This is a genomic window from Flavivirga aquimarina (assembly GCF_030540835.1).
GTDB lineage: Bacteria > Bacteroidota > Bacteroidia > Flavobacteriales > Flavobacteriaceae > Flavivirga > Flavivirga aquimarina.
On sequence record NZ_JAUOEK010000184.1, the window covers coordinates 404,829 to 428,600 of the forward strand.

Below are 23,772 nucleotides of genomic sequence, written 5' to 3' on the forward strand. Positions count from 1 at the left end.
CTATTATAAATTTTTTAAAGCTTGTTTGATAATAGCTTCCACATTGGCATCGGGTTGGGTCATTATGATTTTATCCACAACACGTTCTGCCTGTTTCTTTACAAAACCAAGCACTTCTAAAGCAGATAACGCTTCATCTTTATTGGTATTGCCTTGAGAAACGGAAACTTCATCAATATCATAAATTTTTAAGATCTTATCTTTTAAATCTATAATAACACGCTGTGCTGTTTTTGCTCCAATGCCTTTTATAGATTGAATTAAAGCAACATCACCTGAAGCTATCCCTTCTCTTACTTGTTTTGGTGTTAATGATGATAGCATGGTACGTGCTATACTGGCTCCAATGCCACTTACTGATATTAGAAGTCTAAAAATTTCTCTTTCTGCTATTGACGAAAACCCATAGAGTGTATGCGAATCTTCTTTAACTTGAAGATGTGTAAATAGCTTTAAATTCTCATGGTTCGGAATTTGAGAAAAGGTATGCAATGAAATATTTAACAAATAGCCTACTCCATTACATTCTATAACAACATGTGTTGGATTTTTTTCAGTAAGTTTCCCTTGAATATGTGTTATCATGTATATTGTTCGTTAACCGACCAAATGTAATAAATTTATTCTCACAAAATCACTTCCTGTTAGCTTTTTCTAACTCCCACTTTTCTTTATGTTGAGCATCTATAACAGCTATGGCTGTCATATTTACAATTTCATCAACACTAGCTCCTAATTGTAGAATGTGTACCGGCTTTTTCATACCCATCATAATTGGCCCAATAGAATCTGCTTCATTCAATTCTTTCAATAATTTATAAGTGATATTTGCCGAATCCAGATTTGGAAAAATTAAGGCATTTACTTTTTTTCCGACCAGCTTTGAAAATGGAAACTTTTCTCGAAGCATATCATCATTTAGAGCAAAATCTGTTTGTAATTCACCATCGACATTCATATCTGGGAAATGACGGTGTAAATACGATATCGCCTCTCGAATCTTGGATGCTTTTTCGTGGTCTGAAGATCCGAAATTAGAATAGGACACCATCGCTAGTACAGGGTCTAAACCAAACATCTTAATAACTTTAGACGTCATTTGAGTAATTTTGGCTAAATCTTTTGCACTGGGATTAATATTTATTGAGGTATCGCTTAAAAACAAAGGCCCTCTTTTTGTCATCATTAAATTGGTAGTCGCTACACGGGTAACACCATGCACCATTCCTATAAGTTCCAGCATGGGTTTTACTACTGTTGGGTAATTACGGGAATATCCAGAAATAAGTGCATCTGCATCCCCTTCGTTAACCATCATAGCAGCAAAATAATTACGTTCTCTCATTAAACGTTGTGCGGAATAATACGTAACGCCTCTTCGTTTACGTTGCTCCCAATATACTTTAGCGTATTTATTTTTACGGGGGTTCTCTTCTTCTGTTTTGGGGTCGATAATAGGGATATCGGCATCAAACTCAATGTCTTCCATGAGTTTTTCTATGGTTTCTTTTCTACCTAATAGAATGGGATGCGCTATGCCTTCTTCATAAACTATTTGAGCTGCTTTTAAAACATCCAGTTGGTCTGCTTCTGCAAACACAACTCGTTTCGGATTTAGCTTGGCTCTATTAAGAAGTAACCTCACCAATTTGTTATCTGAGCCTAAGCGTTCTAACAATATATCTTTATATTTTTCCCAATCGGTAATAGGTTGTCTGGCTATACCACTATCTATAGCTGCTTTAGCTACAGCGGGTGGGACTTCGGCGATTAATCGGGGGTCAAAAGGTTTTGGTATAATGTAATTTTTACCAAATGTGAGTCGCGTTTCTCCATAGGCTATATTTACCTGTTCGGGAACTGGTTCTTTGGCCAATCTTGCTAATGCTTTAACAGCTGCCATTTTCATAGCTTCGTTTATTTTTGTAGCACGAACGTCTAAAGCACCTCTAAATATAAATGGAAATCCTAATACGTTATTTACTTGATTAGGGTGATCGCTACGACCTGTTGCCATTATAATATCTTTACGTGTGGCAACGGCAAGATCGTATTTTATTTCCGGGTCTGGGTTGGCCATAGCAAACACGATTGGATTTTTTGCCATAGCTAATAACATCTCTGGTGTTACTATATTTGCCATTGAAAGTCCAATAAAAACATCGGCATCTTTCATAGCTTCATCTAAAGTATCTATTTTTCTATGGGTGGCAAATTCTGCTTTTTCATTTGTAAGGTTCTCTCTATCATTTCTTATTACTCCCTTACTATCTAACATCACCATATTTTCTCGTTTAGCACCACATGCTTGGTATAAACGTGAACAAGAAATAGCAGCAGCCCCTGCTCCACTTATTACTATTTTAACTTTTTCAAGTTTCTTTTCTGCCAGTTCTACGGCGTTTAACAGGGCAGCAGCCGAAATGATAGCTGTACCATGTTGATCGTCATGCATGACAGGAATATCAAGCTCTTCTTTAAGACGCTTTTCTATTTCGAAAGCTTCCGGTGCTTTAATATCTTCTAAATTGATACCGCCAAAAGTGGGCGCAATCATTTTAACTGTTTGAATAAACTCGTCAACATTTTCGGTTCCCACTTCAATATCGAATACATCTATATCGGCAAAAATCTTGAATAGCAATCCTTTTCCTTCCATGACCGGCTTTGACGCTTCGGGACCAATATTTCCTAGACCTAAAACCGCTGTTCCATTAGAAATTACAGCTACCAGATTTCCTTTTGCAGTATATCTATAAGCGTTTTCTTTGTTTTTCTCGATTTCTAAACAAGGCTCTGCCACACCAGGCGAATAGGCTAAAGACAAATCTCTTTGACTTGCATATTTTTTAGTTGGAACTACTTTTATTTTTCCCGGGGTTGGTTTTGCGTGATATATAAGGGCCTCTCTTCGCTTACTTTCTTCGCTCATAATTACTTATCTTATTTTGTATATTTTAATCTAAACCACACAACACAATGCGTTGAAATAATTAAGGATCAAAGATAAACTTTCTTCTTTTATGATAATAAGATTTAATATGCATATCTAAACGCCTTATATTAAAATACTTGAAATCACAAAAATCTGCCTTTTTATTATTTAACAGGCTTTATTAAATTTATATCAACGACTATTATCTTAGTAATTTAGAAATTATCGCCATAAAATAAGAGGTGTTTTTTTGATTAATTTGAACTAAAAAACAATAGGAATAAAAAATTTGAACATGGCAATTAACATGACTACTGCTATAATATTAATAATAATACCAACTCTTGCCATTTGATAGACTTTTATATAACCACTTGCAAATACAATAGCATTTGGAGGCGTTGCCATTGGAAGCATAAATGCACAGCTACTAGCTATAGTAACTGGAATTAGCAAGTATAATATTGGTATTTCTAAACCCATAGCGATACCTGCTACTACTGGTGCTAAAACAGCTACCAATGCAACATTGCTCATAAGTTCGGTCATAAACAGCATTAAAATAATTAATAGAGAAGCGGTTAACAAAATACCAATACTACTATTAGAAATACCATTGGCTACAACATCTACTATACCACTTACAGACATCCCTTTTGCTAATGCTAAACCTCCACCAAATAAAATTAAAATACCCCAGGCTAGTTTTTGAGTGTCATTCCATTTTAGAATAAAATCTCCTGTTTTTAAATTAAATGGAATAACAAATAAAGCTATGGCTCCGGCAACACTTATTATAGTGTCTGTTAAACCTAATTGCGGGAATAACGAATTAACGGGGCCTCGAAAAATCCATAAAAAAACGATAACACTAAATGTCATTATAACATGTTTTTCTTTTGGTGATGTTTTTCCAAGTTTTTGAAGCTCTTCATCAATCACCGATTTTGAAGTATTAAAATTTAAACCTGTATTTGGAAACATCCATTTAACTAAAACAAAATAGATAATGGTTATTAAAAAAATAGAAAAGGGAAGTCCTATTAACATCCATTTAAAAAACGAAATCTCAATATTATATTCGTTTTCTAATAATCCTATTAAAACTGAATTTGGAGGTGTCCCTATTACGGTAGCAATGCCACCCGCATTAGCTGAAAATGCAATCCCCAACATGACACTCAGTGCAAAATTCTGATCTTTTTTTGTAAAACCATCCTCGTCATTAATTAACAAATTTATAACCGACATGGCTATGGGTAACATTACCACTGTACTAGCCGTATTACTTATCCACATACTCAAAAACGCTGTGGCTATCATAAACCCTAAAACAACTTTATTTGGAGTGGTACCCGTTCTTTTAATAATATTTAAAGCAATGCGTTTGTGTAAGTTTACTTTTTCTAAAGCTAGGGCTAAAACAAATCCGCCAAAAAACAGAAACACAATGGGGCTTCCATAATTAGCACCAACATCTCCTACTGGCATAACTTTTAATAGTGGAAAAAGTATAAGAGGTAAAAGTGCCGTAACAGATATAGACACAGCTTCTGTAATCCACCAGGAAATCATCCAAGAAGCAGTTGCAATAACGAAATTGCCTTTTTCTGAAATAGAATCGAATGGTATAAAAAGTAAAGTAACAAAGAGGAGAGGCCCTATAAAAAGGCCTATTTTTTTAGACAACGGATGATTTTTCATATCTTATAATTAATACGCTCCAATCTTTATGGAGGTATCGAGATAAATATAATTATTAAAATTTAAAGCAGCTTAAAATAATTTTAACGAATCTCTATGCTTTTAAAAAATTAATGTTTCTTGTTAATCCTGAAAACTTAGTCCGTTTTACAGCAGATTTTTGAAATACTTTCTTAAATGTATCTTCGGTTATTTCTTCCCAATCTTTTTTGGTCATGGATAATAATTCTGGATGTGGGTTAAAAAGTGGTTCGCTATGCGATTTTGAAAATCGGTTCCACGGACAAACATCCTGACATACATCGCAACCAAACATCCAATCATCAAATTTTCCTTTAAATTCTGTGGGGATATTTTCTTTTAATTCTATAGTGAAATAGGAAATACATTTGCTTCCGTCTACTATATAGGGCTCTGTTATTGCTTCGGTAGGGCAGGCGTCAATACATGCTGTACACGTTCCGCAATGGTCAGTTACAGGTGTGTCATAATCTAATTCTAAATCAATAATAAGCTCTGCAATAAAATAAAAAGAACCTACTTGTTGGGTTATCAAATTACTGTGTTTCCCAATCCAACCTAAACCGCTTTTGGCAGCCCACGCTTTATCTAAAACTGGTGCTGAATCTACAAAAGCGCGTCCTTGGACGTCGCCTATTTCTTCTTGAATAAAGCTCAAAAGCGATTTAAGTTTATCTTTTATTACAAAATGATAGTCTCTTCCATAAGCATATTTACTAATCTTTGGAGCGGTTTTGTCTTGCTGAAATTCTGATGGGTAGTAATTCAATAATAACGAAACAACACTTTTAGAACCTTCTACTAATTTTGTTGGATCCAAACGTTTATCAAAATGATTCTCCATGTAACGCATTTCGCCATGCATGTTTTTGTTTAACCAGTTTTCTAATCGTGGTGCTTCTTCTTCTAAAAATTGTGCCTTACTAATACCACAAGATAAAAAGCCGAGACGTTTTGCTTCGGTTTTTATGAGTTGTGTATATTTAGTTTTATTATCTATCATAAATATCAACCATATTAGGGTTTCGGTTGCATTCAGCCTGACAGCAGCAAAAATGTTTTAGTTTTAATAACAAATTCGACAAACCCATAGCTTGTTAATATCTCAAATATTTTTTGATGGTGTAAATATAAATGAATTCTCTGATGTCACACTGAGCGCAGTCGAAGTGCTTATTTATGCTTAGCAACTATACGGCTTCGACTGCGCTCAGCCTGACAAAATCGATAAAATTCAACAATCGTAAACTTAATTTTTATACTTATAATGTGTGGCATTTCGACATTCTGAAAGTATTTGAAGCATATTAAAATTTCCATTTATTAACGCTTGCTTTTTAGCTCTAGTCCATCCTTTAATTTTCTTTTCAAAATAAATTGCTTGTAAGACATCGTTGAATTCTTGATAAAACTCTAATATTAATGGTCTTCTTTTATATGTATATGAATCTTTTTTATATCCTAATTCATGCTCTTTGAAACGTTTTTCTATATTATTCGTTATTCCTGTGTAATAGGACTCGTTTGAACATTTTATAATGTAAACGTAATATAAATACATGTATAGTTTTTTGGGCTTCGACTGCGCTCCTGACTTTATGGTAATTATTTAATTTTATATTACGCATCAAGACTCGACTTTAGTTTATACTGAATATAACTAAAGCAATCAGCCTGATACTTAATTTTTTAAAGTAAACTTCAACTTAACATCAACAGGTTTTAGTGTAATTAAAGGGTTTACTTTTATGGTATCATTATCTGTAGAAATGTGGAATTTTTTCAAGATAGTACTCACTGTTAAAATCATCTCATACATGGCAAAATTATTCCCTATACATAATCTTGGTCCTGCTCCAAAAGGCATATAATACGGCATGATGTCTTTTCTGTTTTCTTCAAAAAACCGAGACGGTTTAAATGTTTCCGGACTATCCCAATAGTTTTTGTTTCTATGTATTTCATAAATAGATGCTCCTATAATGGTTCCTTTTTTTAACACATAATCATCTATGTTATCATCTTCAATATTTACTCTATCTGTTATCCATGCTGGAGGGTATAAACGAAGACTTTCTTCAATACAACATTTTGTATAATTAAGTTGGGTAAGTTCTTGTAAAGGCTTTATCTTTTTATCACTGATTTCTTTTATCTCGGTTTCTACCTTAGTTAATGCTTCTTTATTTTGAGCCAATAATTTTAATGCAAAGGTTAATGCATTGGCTGTTGTTTCGTGACCTGCTACAAACAAAATTAATATTTCATCAATTAATTGTTCATTGGTCATTGTTGAACCGTCTTCATAGGTTGCAGATAGCAACATATCCAGAAGGTCGTCGTGTTCATCCTCCGACGCTCGTCTTTGGTCTATAATCGTATTAATAATATCTCGACTTTCTTTTACCAGTTTCATGTGGTATTTAATCTCGCCTGTTATTGTATACCATAATTTCTTATATGGCATCCTTAGTTCTTTAACAATAAACAATTGCAATTTTTCAATAATAAACTGCAATCGTTTTAAGGTTTGCCTTTCTGCCGAAAAATTAAATAATGATTTAGCAACAACTTCAAAAGCTAATTCGTTCATTATCGGATATAATGCTACAAATCCTTCTTCCTTAATTTTACTGACTTGCTCTTGAATTGCTTTATCTATAATTTCAACAAGATTCTGAATTTTCTCTTTATGGAATGCTGGTTGTATTAACCGACGTTGCTTTAACCAATAATCACCGCTTGAAGTCAATAGTCCGTAACCAACATATTTTGATAGGTAGAAGGTTTGAATTTTAGATTTATGATAGACTTTATGTTTTTTTTGAAGCATGTGCTTCGTTATAGCTGCGTCTCGAGTTAAAACTATATGTCCATAAAAAGGTGATTTTATTGAAAAGGTATCACCTACTTCGTTAAACCATTTGTTGTGAAATGGGATAGGGTTTTTCGCTATGGCAGATGATTGTGATAAGAATTTTAAAAAAGATACTCTATTGGGGTATTTATATGTATTCATAAGTTAAACTTAATAAGATTCTGAAATACATTCAGAATGACGCAAACGTCAAAACAACCCGCCTTGAATATCTCCTTTTATTCTCCCTAAATGTTTATATGCTTGCTCGGTAACTTCTCGTCCACGAGGGGTTCTCATTATAAACCCTTGCTGTATTAAAAAGGGCTCATACACTTCTTCTATGGTTTCTGGGCTTTCACTAACGGCTGTAGCTATGGTTGTAATACCAACAGGTCCTCCTTTAAATTTATCTATGATGGTTGATAAGATTTTGTTATCCATTTCATCCAACCCATGGGCATCGACATTTAAAGCTTCTAATGCAAACTTTGCAATTTTAATATCGATGGTTCCATTGCCTTTTATTTGAGCAAAATCCCGAACACGACGCAATAAGGCATTTGCTATTCTTGGAGTCCCTCTACTTCGCCCCGCTATTTCTATAGCTGCTTCCATAGATATTGGCATATTTAAAATACTGGCACTTCGCTGTATGATGGTTGTTAGTAAATCTGTTTTATAATACTGTAATCTACTTTGAATACCAAAACGCGCACGCATTGGTGAGGTTAATAATCCCGAACGTGTTGTTGCTCCTACTAAGGTAAACGGATTTAAATTGATTTGTACGGATCGTGCATTGGGACCCGACTCAATCATAATATCAATCTTGTAATCTTCCATCGCAGAATACAAATACTCTTCTACTATGGGACTCAATCGATGAATTTCATCTATAAATAAAACATCTCGTTCTTCTAAATTGGTTAGTAAACCTGCTAAATCTCCCGGTTTATCTAATACTGGTCCTGATGTTACTTTAATACCAACGCTTAGTTCGTTAGCTAATATATGTGCTAAAGTTGTTTTTCCTAATCCTGGAGGACCATGAAATAGGGTATGATCTAAAGCTTCGGTTCTTAAATTTGCTGCCTGAACAAAAATTTGAAGATTTTCCAATACTTGATCCTGACCTGTAAAATCATCAAATGATAATGGTCTTAATTTCTTTTCTACATCTAATTCTTCTGGTGAGAAATTTTCGTTGGATGGATCTAGGTTTTCGTTCATTAATTAAGGTTTCTTAAACAATAAAGATACTTAAGCATGTTCAATACAAGCAAATATAAACAAATATAAACTACCAAAACGCCATTAAACATTCTAATAAACACAAATTAATGACTTCATTTTTTTGAACAAATACAATATTTTAAATTTCTTATTTATATTAAATCTAAATAAAAATAATAAATTATATTTGCCGAAAATTTTTAATTAAAACAATATAAATAAAAGTGAAATAGAATTAATATAACAATCTAAAAAAACCAGCATGCCGTCTGCAAACTACATACTGGTATAATGTCCTCTAACAGTAACAATTAAAGCAACATCAAAACAAAAATATGAAATTTTTAGCACTAAGAATATATGCTACAAGTATATTAAAACTAGCCTTATTTTTTTTAATATTCATTCAGCCCCAATACGCAAAAGCTCAACAATCTGCTAACACAGTAAAAGGAGAAATACAAGGAAAAATTACAACTCAAAACGGATCACCTATATCAGACATTTCAATTGTTCTTAAAGGCACGAACTATGGAACATCATCAGATAAAAATGGTTTTTTTAGTTTTTATGCTCCTGAAGGTAATTATACATTATTAATATCTGCATTAGGATATAAAAATATTGAAAAGAGCGTTTTTGTAAATTCTAAAAACACTTTAGAAATTGATTTCAAATTAAAAGAAACCTCAGAAGATTTGGATCAAGTAGTTCTTCAAGGGGCTAATAAAAAAAGACAAATAGTATTAGAGTCTAGAACTGCCACCAAATCTAATATGAGTCTTTTACAAACTCCTGCTGCTATTGTTGTTGTTGATAAAATGCTTCTCGATCAGCAAGCAAATACAACAATACAAGAAGCTATTCGAAATGTTAGTGGACTTACTCAAGCAGGTAACAACTATGGAATTGGTGACAACTTAATTATCCGTGGATTAGGAGCTAACTACGCGTACGACGGTATGTACGCTGGTGGGGGTTTGGGTAACGATTATAATCCTGTACGGTCCTTAACAAATGTTGCTGGTATGGAAATTTTAAAAGGCCCTGCTACTGGACTATACGGAATTGGTTCTGCTGGTGGTGTTATAAATATGGTTGAAAAAAAACCTTTAGATATTCAACAGGCCAATTTAGAATTTCAATATGGAAAATGGAATCATTATAGAGGCATGTTAGATGTAACAGGTCCCATTAGCAATAAAACAAGTTATCGTATTGTTGCTGCAACAGAAGCAGAAAACGGTTATAGAGACTTAAGCAGTGCTCGTGATGAACTATATGCCTCGTTACGACATAATTTATCCAATAAAAGTGAATTTTTATTATCTGCAGCTTATATTGATGATGAAAATCAAATCGATGCTATTGGAGATCCCGTAAGAATATTAAATGAAGCCAGTCTTATTGATCCTGATGCTGGTTATGTTTGGGAAAATTTAGTAAATGATTTTGATGCAGATAACGATGGCATTTTTGGTGTACAATTAACAGATGAACAGCGTCAAATATTAGCAAATTCAATCACAGATACTGATGGATTATTACCTTACAACCTTGGTAGTGGTCATTTAATTTCTCCATTATCTGAACCTAATCAAGGTGAAGAGTTTCGTATAAAATTACGTCATAATTGGACTTTATCTAATAACACTAACTTTACACAACAACTTCAGTACCGTACTTACGAATCTGAATTTACACGTCAAACTGGTGCGTTTAACTACATATACTGGAATAGAAATGGCGAAATTAATGCTGGTGCAAGATCGCCTTTAGTCATTGATGATGTTATTTATCCTTTTGCTGCACGTCGCCAAGAATACCGTCATCAAGAAGCAAAAGAAAAAGCCATTCAATACTTTGCAGATTTACAAAATGTATGGGAATCAAATAAATTTAAAGGGGAACATTTGTTAAGCTTTAATTATGAAAGACGTGCTGCAGAATTAATGTCCTGGTCTATTTGGGATGCCGATGGAACAGCTGATGGTAATACACCTGTACCTTATATTCTCGATATAAGAGATCCTAATTGGCCTCCTGGTAGCTTTTGGGATTACGACCCAAGTTTACGTACTAACTATGATAAAACGATACAAAGTTATGGTGTGAGTTTCCAGGAAGTTATTTACTTTAATGAAACACTTACTGGTAGGTTTGGTGCAGCTTATAGTACCATAAAACAAGCCTACGAATCTAAAGCTACTGATGCTAATAACAATATAGCCACACCAGAAGCTGATACGGATGATTCTGGTTTCTCATACAATTTTGGTTTAAATTATATGATTACTAATGGTATTTCAACTTTTGCTAATTATGCTAAAGGTAGAACAGCATATAGCATATTAGGGTCTGTAACAGGTGAGGATGATCGCCCTGATTCAGAATCAAAATCATTTGATTTAGGTTTACGATTTACAGCGTTTCAAGAAAAGCTACTAGCTTCTTTAGTTTACTTTGAAACTAAACGAACAAACTTGCGTTATGCTAACGAACTTTATAATGATAATATTGGAGACCCTGATTATAATGTTGATGTTCCTCAATACTTTTATGATGATGAGGATAAAACCGAAGGTTTAGAATTTGATTTGAGATTTATTTTTGACAAACATTGGTCTATGAATGCAAATGCCACTTACCAAGATGCTATTAGTATTCGTGCTAATGAAGCATCTGAACAGACTAAAGGTGTTCCAAAGAAATATGCTCGTTTTTGGGGAGAATACAAACATTTATTAGGGAAATCGAAAATGCCTGTTAGATTTAATTTTGGTATGCGTTATGAAAGTGAGCGTACCGTAAATAGTACTGGCTTTGGATTACCTGATGCCTATCTTGATAGCTATGTGGTTTGGGATACGGGTTTAAGTTTTGATGTAAAGAAATGGAACGTTCGTTTAAATGTAGCTAACTTATTTGATGAAAGATACTACTCTAAAGCTATGTTTTTAGGTGGATTACCTGGTGAATCTCGCAATGCTGAATTAACATTGAGATATACATTTTAACGTTACTAATACTTGTAAACGAAATAGAGCCTTTCTTAACCGGAAAGGCTCTATTTAATAATTTAGTCAAAATATGGTTGGTTAATTTTAAATATTAACATCCCATATCTTTTTATAACCTATCTCTTAAAGATTCTCCTTACCACATTACCCCGATCCGTTCTTATTTTTAATAAATATATACCTGTATTGATTGTGGATAAATCTATAATTTCATTTTCTAACTTAATGTTTTTTATACTTTTTCCTAAAATATCGAATAGTGTAACTTGCTCTATATTTACATTGTTCGTTTTTATATACAATACATTATTTACTGGATTTGGATATAAACTTATCGATTCTTTTAATGGTGCTTCTTCTAATCCTAAAGTAGTCGTGGTAAATGTTTTTATTGTACCATAGGTCGTTCCTGAACTATTAATAGCATAGGCAACAAATGAATATTGGGTATTTGCCACCAAACTCGAAATAGTCTCACTGAAAGCTCCTGAACCGATTCCGTTATCATCTTTAACAACATTTGCTCCTCCTATTTGTGGATTCGCATTGTTAGAGGTTATTGCATATACAATACCTCGTTCTGTTACCGATGATGACCCTTCGCTTGTTACATTCCCTCCTAAAATAACTGATGTAGATGTCAGTGAACTTGCATCATCTGTGGTAACTGTTGCTAGAGAATCGTCATTATCGATAGTCACGGTTGCACCGTCTGTTATTGTTACACTTAATGTGGTTGCTGCTAAGTTACTTTGACTTATGGTAAGTGTTTCGTTTGACTCTAACTCTGTGTCTGCTGTTGGGGTAACCGAAAACGTTTGGGTTTCACTGGCATTTCCTGTAAAGGTCAAGGTCTGGTTTGTTACAGCAGAATAATCACTGTCTGCTATGGTCGCAGTGCCATCTGCTGTACTTACGTCTACCGTAAAGCCTCCTTGCACAGCATTGTCTAGTGTTGCTGTCACTGTTATGGAACCATCATCTTCGTTTCCGCTTACATCTGCTATAGTTACTGCGGCGGCATCGTCATTGTCTATCGTTACTGTTGCTCCATCGGTAATATTTACTGCCAATGTTGTTGATGCCAAGTTTGATTGAGAAACTGTGATTGTTTCATTTGCCTCCAGTTTTGTATCCCCTGTAGGTGTCACTGTAAACGTTTGGGTCTCGCTAGCATTTCCTGCGAAAGTTAAAGTCTGACTGGTTACCGCTGAGTAGTCACTGTCTCCTGTGGTCGCAGTGCCGTCTGCTGTACTTACGTCTACCGTAAAGCCTCCCTGTACGTCATTGTCTAGTGTTGCTGTCACTGTTATGGAACCATCATCTTCGTTTCCGCTTACATCTGCTATGGTTACTGCGGCGGCATCGTCATTGGTAATCGTTACGGTTGCGCCATCGGTAATATTTACTGCCAATGTTGTTGATGCCAGGTTTGATTGCGAAACTGTAAGGGTTTCATTGGCTTCCAGTTTTGTATCTCCTGTTGGTGTCACTGTAAACGTTTGGGTCTCGCTGGCATTTCCTGTAAAGGTTAAAGTCTGACTGGTTACCGCTGAGTAATCACTATCTCCTGTGGTCGCAGTCCCATCTGCTGTACTTACATCTACTGTAAAGCCTCCCTGTACGTCATTGTCTAACGTTGCGGTTACGGTTATGGAGCCATCGTTTTCGTTTCCGCTTACATCTGCTATGGTTACTGCGGCGGCATCGTCATTGTCTATCGTTACTGTTGCTCCATCGGTAATATTTACTGCCAATGTTGTTGATGCCAGGTTTGATTGCGAAACTGTAAGGGTTTCATTGGCCTCCAGTTTGGTGTCCCCAGTAGGGGTCACTGTAAACGTTTGGGTCTCGCTGGCATTTCCTGTGAAGGTTAAGGTTTGACTGGTTACCGCTGAGTAATCACTATCTGCTGTGGTCGCAGTCCCATCTGATGTACTTACGTCTACTGTAAATCCTCCTTGTACGGCATTGTCCAGTGTTGCAGTTACCGTGATAGAACCATCATTTTCGTTACCACTTACATTTGCTATGGTTACTGCGGCGGCATCGTCATTGTCTATCGTTACTGTTGCGCCGTCGGTAATACCTATCGCTAGGGTTGTGGATGCTAAGTTTGATTGCGAAACTGTAAGGGTTTCATTAGCTTCCAGTTTAGTGTCCCCTGTAGGTGTCACTGTAAACGTTTGGGTCTCGCTGGCATTTCCTGTAAAGGTCAAGGTCTGACTGGTTACCGCTGAGTAGTCACTATCTCCTGTGGTCGCAGTGCCGTCTGATGTGCTTACATCTACCGTAAAGCCTCCCTGTACGTCATTGTCCAACGTTGCAGTTACCGTGATGGAACCATCGTTTTCGTTTCCGCTTACATCTGCTATGGTTACTGCGGCGGTATCGTCATTGTCTATCGTTACGGTTGCGCCATCGGTAATATTTACCGCCAATGTTGTTGATGCCAGGTTTGATTGAGAAACTGTAAGGGTTTCATTGGCCTCCAGTTTGGTGTCCCCTGTAGGGGTCACTGTAAACGTTTGGGTCTCGCTGGCATTTCCTGTAAAGGTTAAGGTTTGACTAGTTACCGCTGAGTAATCACTATCTGCTGTGGTCGCAGTCCCATCTGATGTACTTACGTCTACTGTAAATCCTCCTTGTACGGCATTGTCCAGTGTTGCAGTTACCGTGATGGAACCATCATTTTCGTTACCACTTACATTTGCTATGGTTACTGCGGCGGCATCGTCATTGGTAATTGTTCCACTTCCTTGCGAATCAGAGATAACTGCATTTGAACCCGTGATATTTGATAAGTTTACAAGAATCGTTTCATTGGCTTCCAACATCGTATCACCATTCACAGTAACATCAAATGTTTTAGAAGTTTCTCCTGCTGTAAAAGTAAGCATGGTAGTTGTTATTGCTACATAGTCACTCCCTGCTGTAGCTGTCCCATTTGCTGTGGCATAGTCTACGGTCACTGTCCCTGCATTTGAAGGTGATAATGTTACGGTATAAGTGAGAACCGTTGTACCAGCATTCCCTTCTGTTACTGATGGATCGTCGATGGTGATATTACTATTGGCTGTGATGTCAAAAGTGACTGAAGCCGTATTACTGTCGTCTGTTCCATCATTAGATACAAATTGTATGGTTCCTGCATTGGTACCACTTAGACCTGGTGTGGGAGTAAAGGTGGCTGCATCTAATGCGGTGTTAATGGCTGATAGAGTACCTGAAGCCGTAAAGCTAGAAGAACCGTTTCCACTACCTCCAAAAGCAATTCCTGTTGTTCCGGTGGTTAACGTACCTCCTGTTATGGTAAACGTCACCGTTTGATTGTCTCCATCTGAGTCTGTGATGTCTATGGAATTGTCTAATGCTACGTTGGTGTCATCTTCTGATACAGTGGGAGCTGAAGGAGCTGTGGCTACTGGGGCTACATTGGATGTTAAAGCTCCAAAAACTTGAAAATAAGTATTACCATTAACATTATAAGCAATAATATAAAAATCTGAGCCTTGAGATTGAATTCTAGCATCAAAATTTGGTTGAGTACTTGACGTAGCTGTATTAACTTTTATTGCTGATGAAATTGCTGATCCTAATGAGTTATACTCCCGCACATAAATGTCATTACTATTTTCCCATACAACTACCATTTTTTTATCATCTTCCATGGAAACATGATTAACTATTTGACCAACCACAGATCCAGGACTTAATAACGCATACATTGCTGTCCCATCTGAATTATATGCTCTAGATCTCACCAACGCACTATTATTATTAACCCAAGACACAGCAAAATCTCCGCTACTATTCATGTCAATAGTTGGTTCTCTTGGCCCATTACCAGCTCCAACTAAAATCAAACTGCCTTGAGCAACATTAGATGTATTATATCTTTGAACCCTTACACCAGATCCGTCTATAAATGTAACAGCATAATCACCATTATTACTCATTGCTACATCTATATATATTTCTGTAGCACTACCAACTGTAACTTCTGTACCTGTATTACCTAAATTATTTACAGGTGTAGCACTTACAGCACCAGTAATATTATTTACATAAGCAACAATATAATTACCAGAATTATCTCCATCAAGTGATGGGGTGCTTAAATCTGTATCTGCATTTATTATAATCCCCGAACCATTTAATGATCCATCAGCATTATATCTTTGCATATTTATACCTCCAACGGTATCCCATACAATTGCAAAATCCCCATCATCTTCTACATGAAGGGAAATATCCAATTCTATTGCTGTACCTACAGAAATAGAACTACCCTGAGCAACCCTACTACTATTGTAACGCTGCGCAGTTATAGCACCGCTGATTCCATCCAAACTCACTACAATAAAATTTCCAAAAGCATCAAAATCCACAGCAACTTGCTGTTCATTAGTTGATGTAACAAGTGTTTCTGACCCTGTTTTTGCTGTTTGTGAAAAAGAGAGTGCTACAAATAATAATAATAATAATAAGGTAATTTTCTTCATGATGATTTGGTTTGGTTAGTATAATTGTTTGTAATATCTTACAATATATTGGTGGCTAATATATTATAAATAATTTAAACAAATACATTTTGTCGTATTTTTTTGTATTTAATCGATGATTATATAAAAAAAGCCTTTCTATATTAGAAAGGCTTTAGCAAATAATTTGGTTAAAATTATGGCTAGTTATAAATGGTTGGTTGGTTAATTTATAATGGTAAATTCACAACGTCTGTTAATGTCATATTCTTTGTCACTACAAATACCTTCTTTAACACATTCGTTTAGTGGTTGCATTTCTCCATAACCAATACTTTTTAATCGATTTCTATCGATGCCTTGGCTTACCAAATATTCTAGAGTAGATGCAGCTCGACTTTTAGACAAACTTAAGTTATATTGATCTGGTCCTCTAGCATCTGTATGCGCAGATACTTCAACTTCCATATCTGGGTATTTGTTCAACAAATCAACAAGTACATTTAAAGTAGCTGCCGCATCTTCACGAATATTAGATTTATCGAAATCGAAATAGATTTTATCTAATTGAATTTGAACGTCTCCTCTTTCGTTTTTCTTAACGTTTTCTTCTGCATCTGTATATGCTTCTAGGGTTAAGTAGATATTATGGCTAATTTTACCTTTACTATCTGTTGAGAATTCAACATCTTGTGGGATGTATGCTTTTCGTGTTCCTCTAACTTTGTACTTTTTGTTAGGTTCTATTTTAAACAGGTAGTCTGCTTTTTCTCCTACAATGGAATCTTGAATTACGGTTCCTGTTTCGTCAAATAATGTTACTAAGGAGCCTGCTAATAGTTCTTTACTACTTTTATCTTGTACAATACCTTCTACTAAATACTTGGTTAAAATATTGTCCTCTCTTGCAAACCCATATAGTCTATCATAACCACTTCTGTTTGAAGATACGTATCCTTTGTTATTCTTTTCTCTTATGGTATATGCAAAATCATCTAAATGACTGTTTATGGAGCCTCCTAAATTTACAGGTGTATCAAAATTATCATTTATTGCATTACTTCTAAACACATCTAAACCTCCATAGCCCTGATGACCATCTGATGAAAAATATAATACATCTAAATCACTTATGTAAGGGAATTGCTCGCGGTGCTTTGTATTTACTTTATCTCCTAAATTTTCGGGCTCTCCATACGTACCGTCATCATTTATAGCTACTTTGTAAATATCGAAACCACCTATAGCTCCGGGCATATCACTAGCAAAATAAAGTGTTTTTCCATCTTTGCTAAGGGCTGGGTGTTCACAACTATATGCATCCGAATTAAATGGTAATGCTGTTACATTAGTCCATGTATCATCTATTAACTCAGCTTTAAAAATTTTAATATGAGCAATTTTGTCTTCGCCTGTTTTAGTACGCGTTTTATTGGTTCTGTTAAAATACATGGTTTTACTATCGCTACTAAATGTGGCGTTACTTTCGTGAGACTCTGTGTTTATCTCATCTGAAAAGGGTGTAATATCTTTCATGGTTCCGTCATCGTCCATAGTTGCTTTATACAAGTCCAAATACGGTAAATTATTCCATGAATAGGCCGGATTTTTACTATTTCTTGATGAGGCAAAAGCTACTTTATTATCACCATAAAATGCTAAACCAAAATCGCTATTGGAATTAGCTGCTTCAATTTGTTTTAATTTAAATGTATGCGGTGTGGTTTTCTCTAATCCATCAATAAAAGCTGGTGTGTTTATCTTTTGATTATAGTATCTGCTTAAATGAAAATCGGCCTCTTTATAATCTTTAACACCTTTTAAAGCTTGTGCATATCTAAAATGTAATTCTATGTCTATGGAATCTCCATATGTTACAAATAACTCACGATAGGTTTTTATGGCTTTTTGCAAATTAGCATTATAATAATAACTATCTGCTAAATTTTGGAGTACTTCCTGGTTACGTTCTTTCTTTTCATAAATTTCGGCTGCTTCAACATAAGCCCTCATTTCGAAAAGCTTATTGGCTCTTTTTAAATTTCCTTTTTGCGCTAATGCTATTCCACTAACTAATAAAAGGCCCGTAATTATGTATATATGTTTTTTCATTTTATAGTCTTTATATGTTTAGAAGAATCTAGGTGAACGATCGTATCCGCCTTTAAGTCCGAATAAATCAATATCGAATAAAATAAATATTTCATGAGATCCTGAATTGAAATCGCCTAAGTTCGAGGTCGTAAAATCGTAAGCATAGCCAATTCTTAAATCTGGAGTCACTCTAAAACTTGCTAAACCACTTATAGCATCATCTAATCGATATCCTAATCCTACTTCGAATCTGTCATTAAATAACACGTTTGCTGTGATATCTACAGCTAAAGGCGCTCCTCTAACCGATTTTGCCATGAATGCAGGTTTAAACTTTAAGTCTCTATTAATATCGAAAACATAACCTCCTGTTAAAAAATAATGAATGTCTTGAACTCCTGTAGATTTTATACCGTTTTCTGTTTCTATATGTTTTGTTGTTAGCAAATTTGGAGCCGATAACCCTATATAATAGTTTTTGGTAAAATAAAATGCTCCGATTCCTAAATTAGGAAATGTTTTATTGACATTTTCATTAAACGCCACATCTGTTGATACGTTACCCGACTGTAAATTAAAACCATCAAAATTAACATCGAATAATGTAAATCCTGCTTTAATACCTAGCGATAATTTTGCTTGGAATCCTACTCGTAATACATAGGCAAAATCTGCATAAATATTATTTTCACTTACAACATCTCCTATGTTATCGTTTGTAAACGAAATACCCATTTCAATTTTTTCATTGATAGGTGTATGCGCGAAAAAGGTTCCTGTTTTAGGAGCGCCTTCTACACCAACCCATTGTGTTCTATACAAACCTCCTAAATTTAGAATGGATTCTTGTGCTGTTGCATAGGCTGGATTAATAACACTCATATTATACATATACTGAGTAAATTGAGGGTCTTGTTGCGCAAAACTCTGCAAAGACAGAAAAGTCAGACTTAACAAAGCAGCTATTTTATGATATATATTTAAATGTTTCATTGTTTTTAAATTTTGCTTTATATAAAATTACCTGCTTAAGTATAAGCGTCCTTGTTCTGGTTTGTTTTCATTATCATTGAAATAGAAAATATAATAATAGACCCCTACTGGTAAATCTCCACTTCCAATAGTTCCGGATTGGTTGGATGTTCCATCAAATCTTGATGTATTAGCATTTCCTTTATAGACTATATTTCCGTAACGATTAAATATTTCTATTATGAAGTCTGGATATAGAACATGTAAGTTGTCAAAATCATATGTATCGTTAGTGCCGTCTCCATTTGGTGAGAATCCATCTGGAAGTATTAATTTACCGCAAGACGTTAAATCTGTTGTTAGAACCAAACGTACACTGCTTTCGCAACCGGTGGTAGCATCTACTAAAACAGCATAATATGTGGTGTCATGATCTAAAAGTGAACTACTGGAAATCGCTGTACCTCCTGTTTCTGCGTCATACCAAATAATATTATCTGTTGCTGCGTTATACTCTGTAATATTTAATGACAGATCATTAATTGTTGGTCCATCATTAATACAGTATTCTATTCCTGAATCAAGTATGGTAGGCGTTGGTGTATCATTAACAATAACATCAACTTGTACACTTATTGAAGACTCACAGCCAGCAGCGTTTCTTTGGGTTGCATAATAATCTTCACCATCTACTAGTGTATTCGTAGCATTAAGTTGTGTTGTTAAAGCTACATCCTCATACCATGTAATCGTTCCTGTTACTGTTAAAGCTGCATCTAAATTTGCTACTGTCGGATTATCTACTAAACAAAATTCCATGGTGGCATTATTTACAACTGGTGGCGTAATGTCGCTAACTGTTACTGTTATATCTGCGATAGCATCTGTTAGACATGGAGCGTTAGCTGTTACTGTGTATGTATAAACACCATTGGTATCTACTAAAGGATCAAAAACACCTGTTCCACTTGCTAAGGATGGCGACCATGTACCTCCTGTATCTGCTGTTCCTAAAAAGGTAAATAAGTCTGTTGGACCATCTATAACACATATTAAAGCTGAGCCACTAGTACCAGCATTTGGTGCTGGTGTAACAGATATATCAAAACTTGTACTTGAGTTACCACATGCATTAGAAGTTGTATATGTATATGTTCCTGATTGACCTGTTGCTGGATCAAATTGATCAGTAATCACTGCTGAATTAAAAGTCCATTCTCCTCCAGGACTTGCGCCTGTTAAATTAGAATCCAGATCGAATATTCCATCTGTACTACAGAATGTAGGATCTCCATTAGAAGTTCCTGCACTTAAAGGCCCTTCTATTGTAACCGTTATTGTTGTACTGTCATCTACACATGGTAAAGATGCCGTTACATAATATGTGAATTGATAATTATTAGCACTAAATCCTGTTATATCATAGGTAGTTGGGGTTGCAACTACAGTCCCTGTATTATCTGGGCCTTCATACCAAGTACCTCCTCCATCTTGAGTACCATCTAGTCCATCAAAAAGATTTATTGTTGTATTGTTACATTCAAGAATTCCTGGGTTAGCGGCAATTCCAGCATTTGGAGATTGATGTATTGTAACTGTTACTTCTGTTCTTGTTGAAGATTCACATCCTGTTGCTGCATCCGTATCTGTTGCGAAATAGTTTTCTCCATTTATTAGAGCTAAGGTTCCATCCAATGGTGTTCCTCCTGTTGCATCATCGTACCATTGTATTGTAGTTCCTGTTGCAATCAAATCTCCAACTGTTGCTGCATCACAAAATTCTTGAGTTGCATTTGCTGTTGGTACTGGTGTATCATTTATAATAATAGTTACCATTGGCATTTCTGGTGTATCACATCCACCTATAGCTGTTACATCGAATGTAAAACTATATGTCATTCCTGGTAACAAACGATCTAAATTCACAATGCTTCCTGATAATTCATTTGAAGGTGTATCATCAATCCAAATACCTGAATCAGCGTCGGCACTTAAATAATCTGATAAATCTAAAGTCTGTCCTGGTGCAATATCTGCTACACAAAAGGGATTAGGATTTGTCGTTGTCCCTGCATTTGGAGCGTCTTCTATCGTTATACTCGTTGTTGTACTGCTTGTACACCCATTTATATCTGTTACACTATAAGTATAATTGTATACTTGTAAATTTGTAAGGGTATTTAAATCCAAGATATCAGGAATCATCGTGCCTGTTGTATCTGTACCTAAATACCATTGACCACCTGCATTTACTGTTCCTGTTAAAAGCGTAAATAAATCAAAAGTTGCATTATTTAATGCCGGATCATTTTCACAATAAATTGCCGAGTCTGCTGTTCCTGTGTCCGGCTGTGGGTTAATTGTAATTAATACAACTGGCATTTCTGGTGCATCACAACTACCTATTGCTGTTACATCAAATGTAAAACTATATGTTGTTCCAGATAGCAAACCATCTAAGGTTAAAATGCTTCCCGTTAATTGATTTGAAAGTGTATCGTCATTCCAAACTCCCGGGTCTGCATCGGCACTTAAATAATCTGATAAATCTAAAGTCTGTCCCGGTGTGATATCAACTACACAAAAGGGGTTCGGATTTGTAGCCGTTCCTGCATTGGGTGCATCATCTATTGTTATACTTGTTGTTGTACTATTTGTACACCCATTTATATCTGTTACACTATAAGTATAATTGTATACTTGTAAATTTGTAAGGGTATTTAAATCCAAGATATCAGGAATCATTGTACCTGTTGTATCTGTGCCTAAATACCATTGCCCTCCTCCATCTACTGTTCCTGTTAAAAGCGTAAATAAATCAAAAGTTGCATTATTTAATGCCGGATCATTTTCACAATAGGTTGCTGGATCTGCTGTCCCTGTATTGGGTTCTGCTACTATCGCAATCTGAATCGTTGTAGAATTATCCGGACAAGGGGTAGTAACATTCTGTGTATATGTAAAACTGTATGGACTTCCTGCTGGTGTATAAGCGCCTGTTGTTAAATCTATTAATGATGGAATTACTGTGCCGGCACTAGAAGCTCCTTCTGTCCATTGACCGCCAGGGTCCGCATCAGTGTCTAACAGTGTCATTAAGTTAAAATTTGAAGATAACTCCGATACACAAAACGTTTCTGGGTTTGCTATAGTCAATGAGGTTCCCGAAGACAGTATAGGTGAAACCACTATTGTAATAGTTGAAATACTCGGGTCGCATTCACTGGGAGCATTATTAAGAGTATATGTAAAAACATAAGTGTCTGCTGTTAAAGTCGAGATATCTACTGTCCCTGAATCTCCATTTGTTGTTGTTACAGTTGGAGACGAACTCCAACTACCCCCTGTATCCGGTGTATCCAATAAGCTATCAAATAAATTGAAAGGGGGTTCAGCAGAAATGCTGTCTTCGCAATACGTTAAGGTATTAGAAGTTCCTGCATCAAGTGGTATATCAATATTTACGGTTACCGGTACTGGATTACTATCACAATGTGAAAAAGGATCGTCTATTTGAATATAATATATAGCTCCGTCCATTAACGGTTCTGTTGAGGCTAATGGCATTATAGGGTTACCAAAACCATCAAGCCCACCATACCAGTTAAAATTAGTCGCCAAAGTACCTGTATCTAAATCACCTATTGTGGGATTATCGCTTACGCAAAACTCTTGTGGATCTGCTGGAGTTGGATCTTGAGGCGAATTAATTACAAAAGCCAGACCAGGTTCATACTGGCTTCTACATACACCATCTACAAATACTATAACCAGATTCGTATCAAGGTGTGGTAGTGTATCATTAGGGTCAGCCTGAGTCGAAAGATTAGATGAATAGTATACTTCAACTGAACCTCCTGAAGGAATATTTGGTGTTAAGACCTGATCTATATAATCCTGAAGAATCGGATTTTCATTACTGCAATAAATCCCATGTAAAACCTGTCCTGTAGGATCTACTGTAAAATTGATTGTTATGGATGCTCTTGAACCACATGTTCCAGAATCATCATCAACATAATACGTACCTTCTGTAACCAGACTGGTTGAATTTAATGCAACTCCTCCAGTTGATACATTATACCATTGTATGCCATTACCTCCATCATTCACATAATTATAAGGTAGGCTTATTAAATCGGCAAAAGTCAAACCCGGATCATCACAAATAGCAGGCGGGGTTGGATCTGGTATCGTCGGACATTGTGCAAAAACCGACAATGAAGTACATAATAACAGTAACATATAGAATGTATTCTTCAATACATTTCTAAATAGTAGTGTTGTTTTCATAATTGAAAATTTAGATTCATATCTAGTTAGTTCAGAATAAGACATGTAAAATCTCGCCAAATAATTTATAGGAAAGTTTTTAACAAATTTATTCGACGTGCAATTTAACGGATATTTTTGTATTTAATCGATGTTTTTGTAAATATTTTACATTTT

General features: G+C 35.4%; 12 protein-coding genes. 1 reads left to right on the forward strand and 11 read right to left on the reverse strand.

The window, feature by feature from the left end:
• Positions 1–3 precede the first annotated feature (3 nt).
• From ruvA to ruvB, 7 genes are all read right to left on the reverse strand, one after another.
• Positions 4–585 carry a Holliday junction branch migration protein RuvA gene (ruvA, locus tag Q4Q35_RS21785; protein ID WP_303280184.1) on the reverse strand — a complete coding sequence of 194 codons (582 nt, stop codon included), beginning with the start codon at positions 583–585 and terminating at the stop codon, positions 4–6.
• A gap of 49 nt (positions 586–634) precedes the next feature.
• Entirely contained in the window at positions 635–2,932 is a 2,298-nt protein-coding gene (locus Q4Q35_RS21790) for an NADP-dependent malic enzyme (protein ID WP_303280185.1), read from the reverse strand.
• 267 nt (positions 2,933–3,199) lie between these two features.
• The gene (locus Q4Q35_RS21795) at positions 3,200–4,639 is read right to left on the reverse strand and encodes an SLC13 family permease (protein WP_303280186.1); all 1,440 of its coding nucleotides are present in this window, start codon (positions 4,637–4,639) and stop codon (positions 3,200–3,202) included.
• Positions 4,640–4,733: 94 nt separating this feature from the next.
• Positions 4,734–5,663 (reverse strand): tRNA epoxyqueuosine(34) reductase QueG, encoded by a 930-nt coding sequence (queG, locus tag Q4Q35_RS21800; protein WP_437439763.1) that lies wholly within the window; start codon positions 5,661–5,663, stop codon positions 4,734–4,736.
• Between the two features lie 246 nt (positions 5,664–5,909).
• Entirely contained in the window at positions 5,910–6,221 is a 312-nt protein-coding gene (locus Q4Q35_RS21805) for a GIY-YIG nuclease family protein (RefSeq protein WP_303280187.1), read from the reverse strand.
• 120 nt (positions 6,222–6,341) lie between these two features.
• Positions 6,342–7,679, reverse strand: coding sequence for a cytochrome P450 (locus Q4Q35_RS21810; protein WP_303280188.1), 1,338 nt, complete (start codon positions 7,677–7,679; stop codon positions 6,342–6,344).
• Between the two features lie 48 nt (positions 7,680–7,727).
• Complete coding sequence (gene ruvB, locus Q4Q35_RS21815; RefSeq protein WP_303280189.1) at positions 7,728–8,750, reverse strand: Holliday junction branch migration DNA helicase RuvB; 1,023 nt, start codon at positions 8,748–8,750, stop codon at positions 7,728–7,730.
• A 338-nt stretch (positions 8,751–9,088) separates the two neighbouring features.
• Here ruvB and Q4Q35_RS21820 point away from each other — a divergent pair, with 338 nt between their 5' ends.
• Entirely contained in the window at positions 9,089–11,770 is a 2,682-nt protein-coding gene (locus Q4Q35_RS21820) for a TonB-dependent receptor (protein WP_303280190.1), read from the forward strand.
• Between the two features lie 119 nt (positions 11,771–11,889).
• Here the strand turns inward: Q4Q35_RS21820 and Q4Q35_RS21825 are convergent, their stop codons facing one another.
• The 4 genes from Q4Q35_RS21825 to Q4Q35_RS21840 all read right to left on the reverse strand — a co-directional run bounded on the left by Q4Q35_RS21825 (position 11,890) and on the right by Q4Q35_RS21840 (position 23,616).
• Positions 11,890–16,278, reverse strand: coding sequence for a beta strand repeat-containing protein (locus Q4Q35_RS21825; protein ID WP_303280191.1), 4,389 nt, complete (start codon positions 16,276–16,278; stop codon positions 11,890–11,892).
• 204 nt (positions 16,279–16,482) lie between these two features.
• Entirely contained in the window at positions 16,483–18,369 is a 1,887-nt protein-coding gene (locus Q4Q35_RS21830; protein WP_303280192.1) for an OmpA family protein, read from the reverse strand.
• Positions 18,370–18,387: 18 nt separating this feature from the next.
• Positions 18,388–19,344, reverse strand: coding sequence for a PorP/SprF family type IX secretion system membrane protein (locus Q4Q35_RS21835; protein WP_303280193.1), 957 nt, complete (start codon positions 19,342–19,344; stop codon positions 18,388–18,390).
• Between the two features lie 27 nt (positions 19,345–19,371).
• Positions 19,372–23,616 (reverse strand): gliding motility-associated C-terminal domain-containing protein, encoded by a 4,245-nt coding sequence (locus Q4Q35_RS21840; RefSeq protein ID WP_303280194.1) that lies wholly within the window; start codon positions 23,614–23,616, stop codon positions 19,372–19,374.
• Between the last annotated feature and the right edge of the window lie 156 nt (positions 23,617–23,772).

What these genes read in the sequence shown, in the direction of transcription:
- ruvA (WP_303280184.1), bottom strand. Translation starts at nt 585, where the DNA reads ATGATAACACATATTCAAGGGAAACTTACTGAAAAAAATCCAACACAT.
- Q4Q35_RS21790 (WP_303280185.1), bottom strand. Translation starts at nt 2,932, where the DNA reads ATGAGCGAAGAAAGTAAGCGAAGAGAGGCCCTTATATATCACGCAAAA.
- Q4Q35_RS21795 (WP_303280186.1), bottom strand. Translation starts at nt 4,639, where the DNA reads ATGAAAAATCATCCGTTGTCTAAAAAAATAGGCCTTTTTATAGGGCCT.
- queG (WP_437439763.1), bottom strand. Translation starts at nt 5,663, where the DNA reads ATGATAGATAATAAAACTAAATATACACAACTCATAAAAACCGAAGCA.
- Q4Q35_RS21805 (WP_303280187.1), bottom strand. Translation starts at nt 6,221, where the DNA reads ATGTATTTATATTACGTTTACATTATAAAATGTTCAAACGAGTCCTAT.
- Q4Q35_RS21810 (WP_303280188.1), bottom strand. Translation starts at nt 7,679, where the DNA reads ATGAATACATATAAATACCCCAATAGAGTATCTTTTTTAAAATTCTTA.
- ruvB (WP_303280189.1), bottom strand. Translation starts at nt 8,750, where the DNA reads ATGAACGAAAACCTAGATCCATCCAACGAAAATTTCTCACCAGAAGAA.
- Q4Q35_RS21820 (WP_303280190.1), top strand. Translation starts at nt 9,089, where the DNA reads ATGAAATTTTTAGCACTAAGAATATATGCTACAAGTATATTAAAACTA.
- Q4Q35_RS21825 (WP_303280191.1), bottom strand. Translation starts at nt 16,278, where the DNA reads ATGAAGAAAATTACCTTATTATTATTATTATTATTTGTAGCACTCTCT.
- Q4Q35_RS21830 (WP_303280192.1), bottom strand. Translation starts at nt 18,369, where the DNA reads ATGAAAAAACATATATACATAATTACGGGCCTTTTATTAGTTAGTGGA.
- Q4Q35_RS21835 (WP_303280193.1), bottom strand. Translation starts at nt 19,344, where the DNA reads ATGAAACATTTAAATATATATCATAAAATAGCTGCTTTGTTAAGTCTG.
- Q4Q35_RS21840 (WP_303280194.1), bottom strand. Translation starts at nt 23,616, where the DNA reads ATGAAAACAACACTACTATTTAGAAATGTATTGAAGAATACATTCTAT.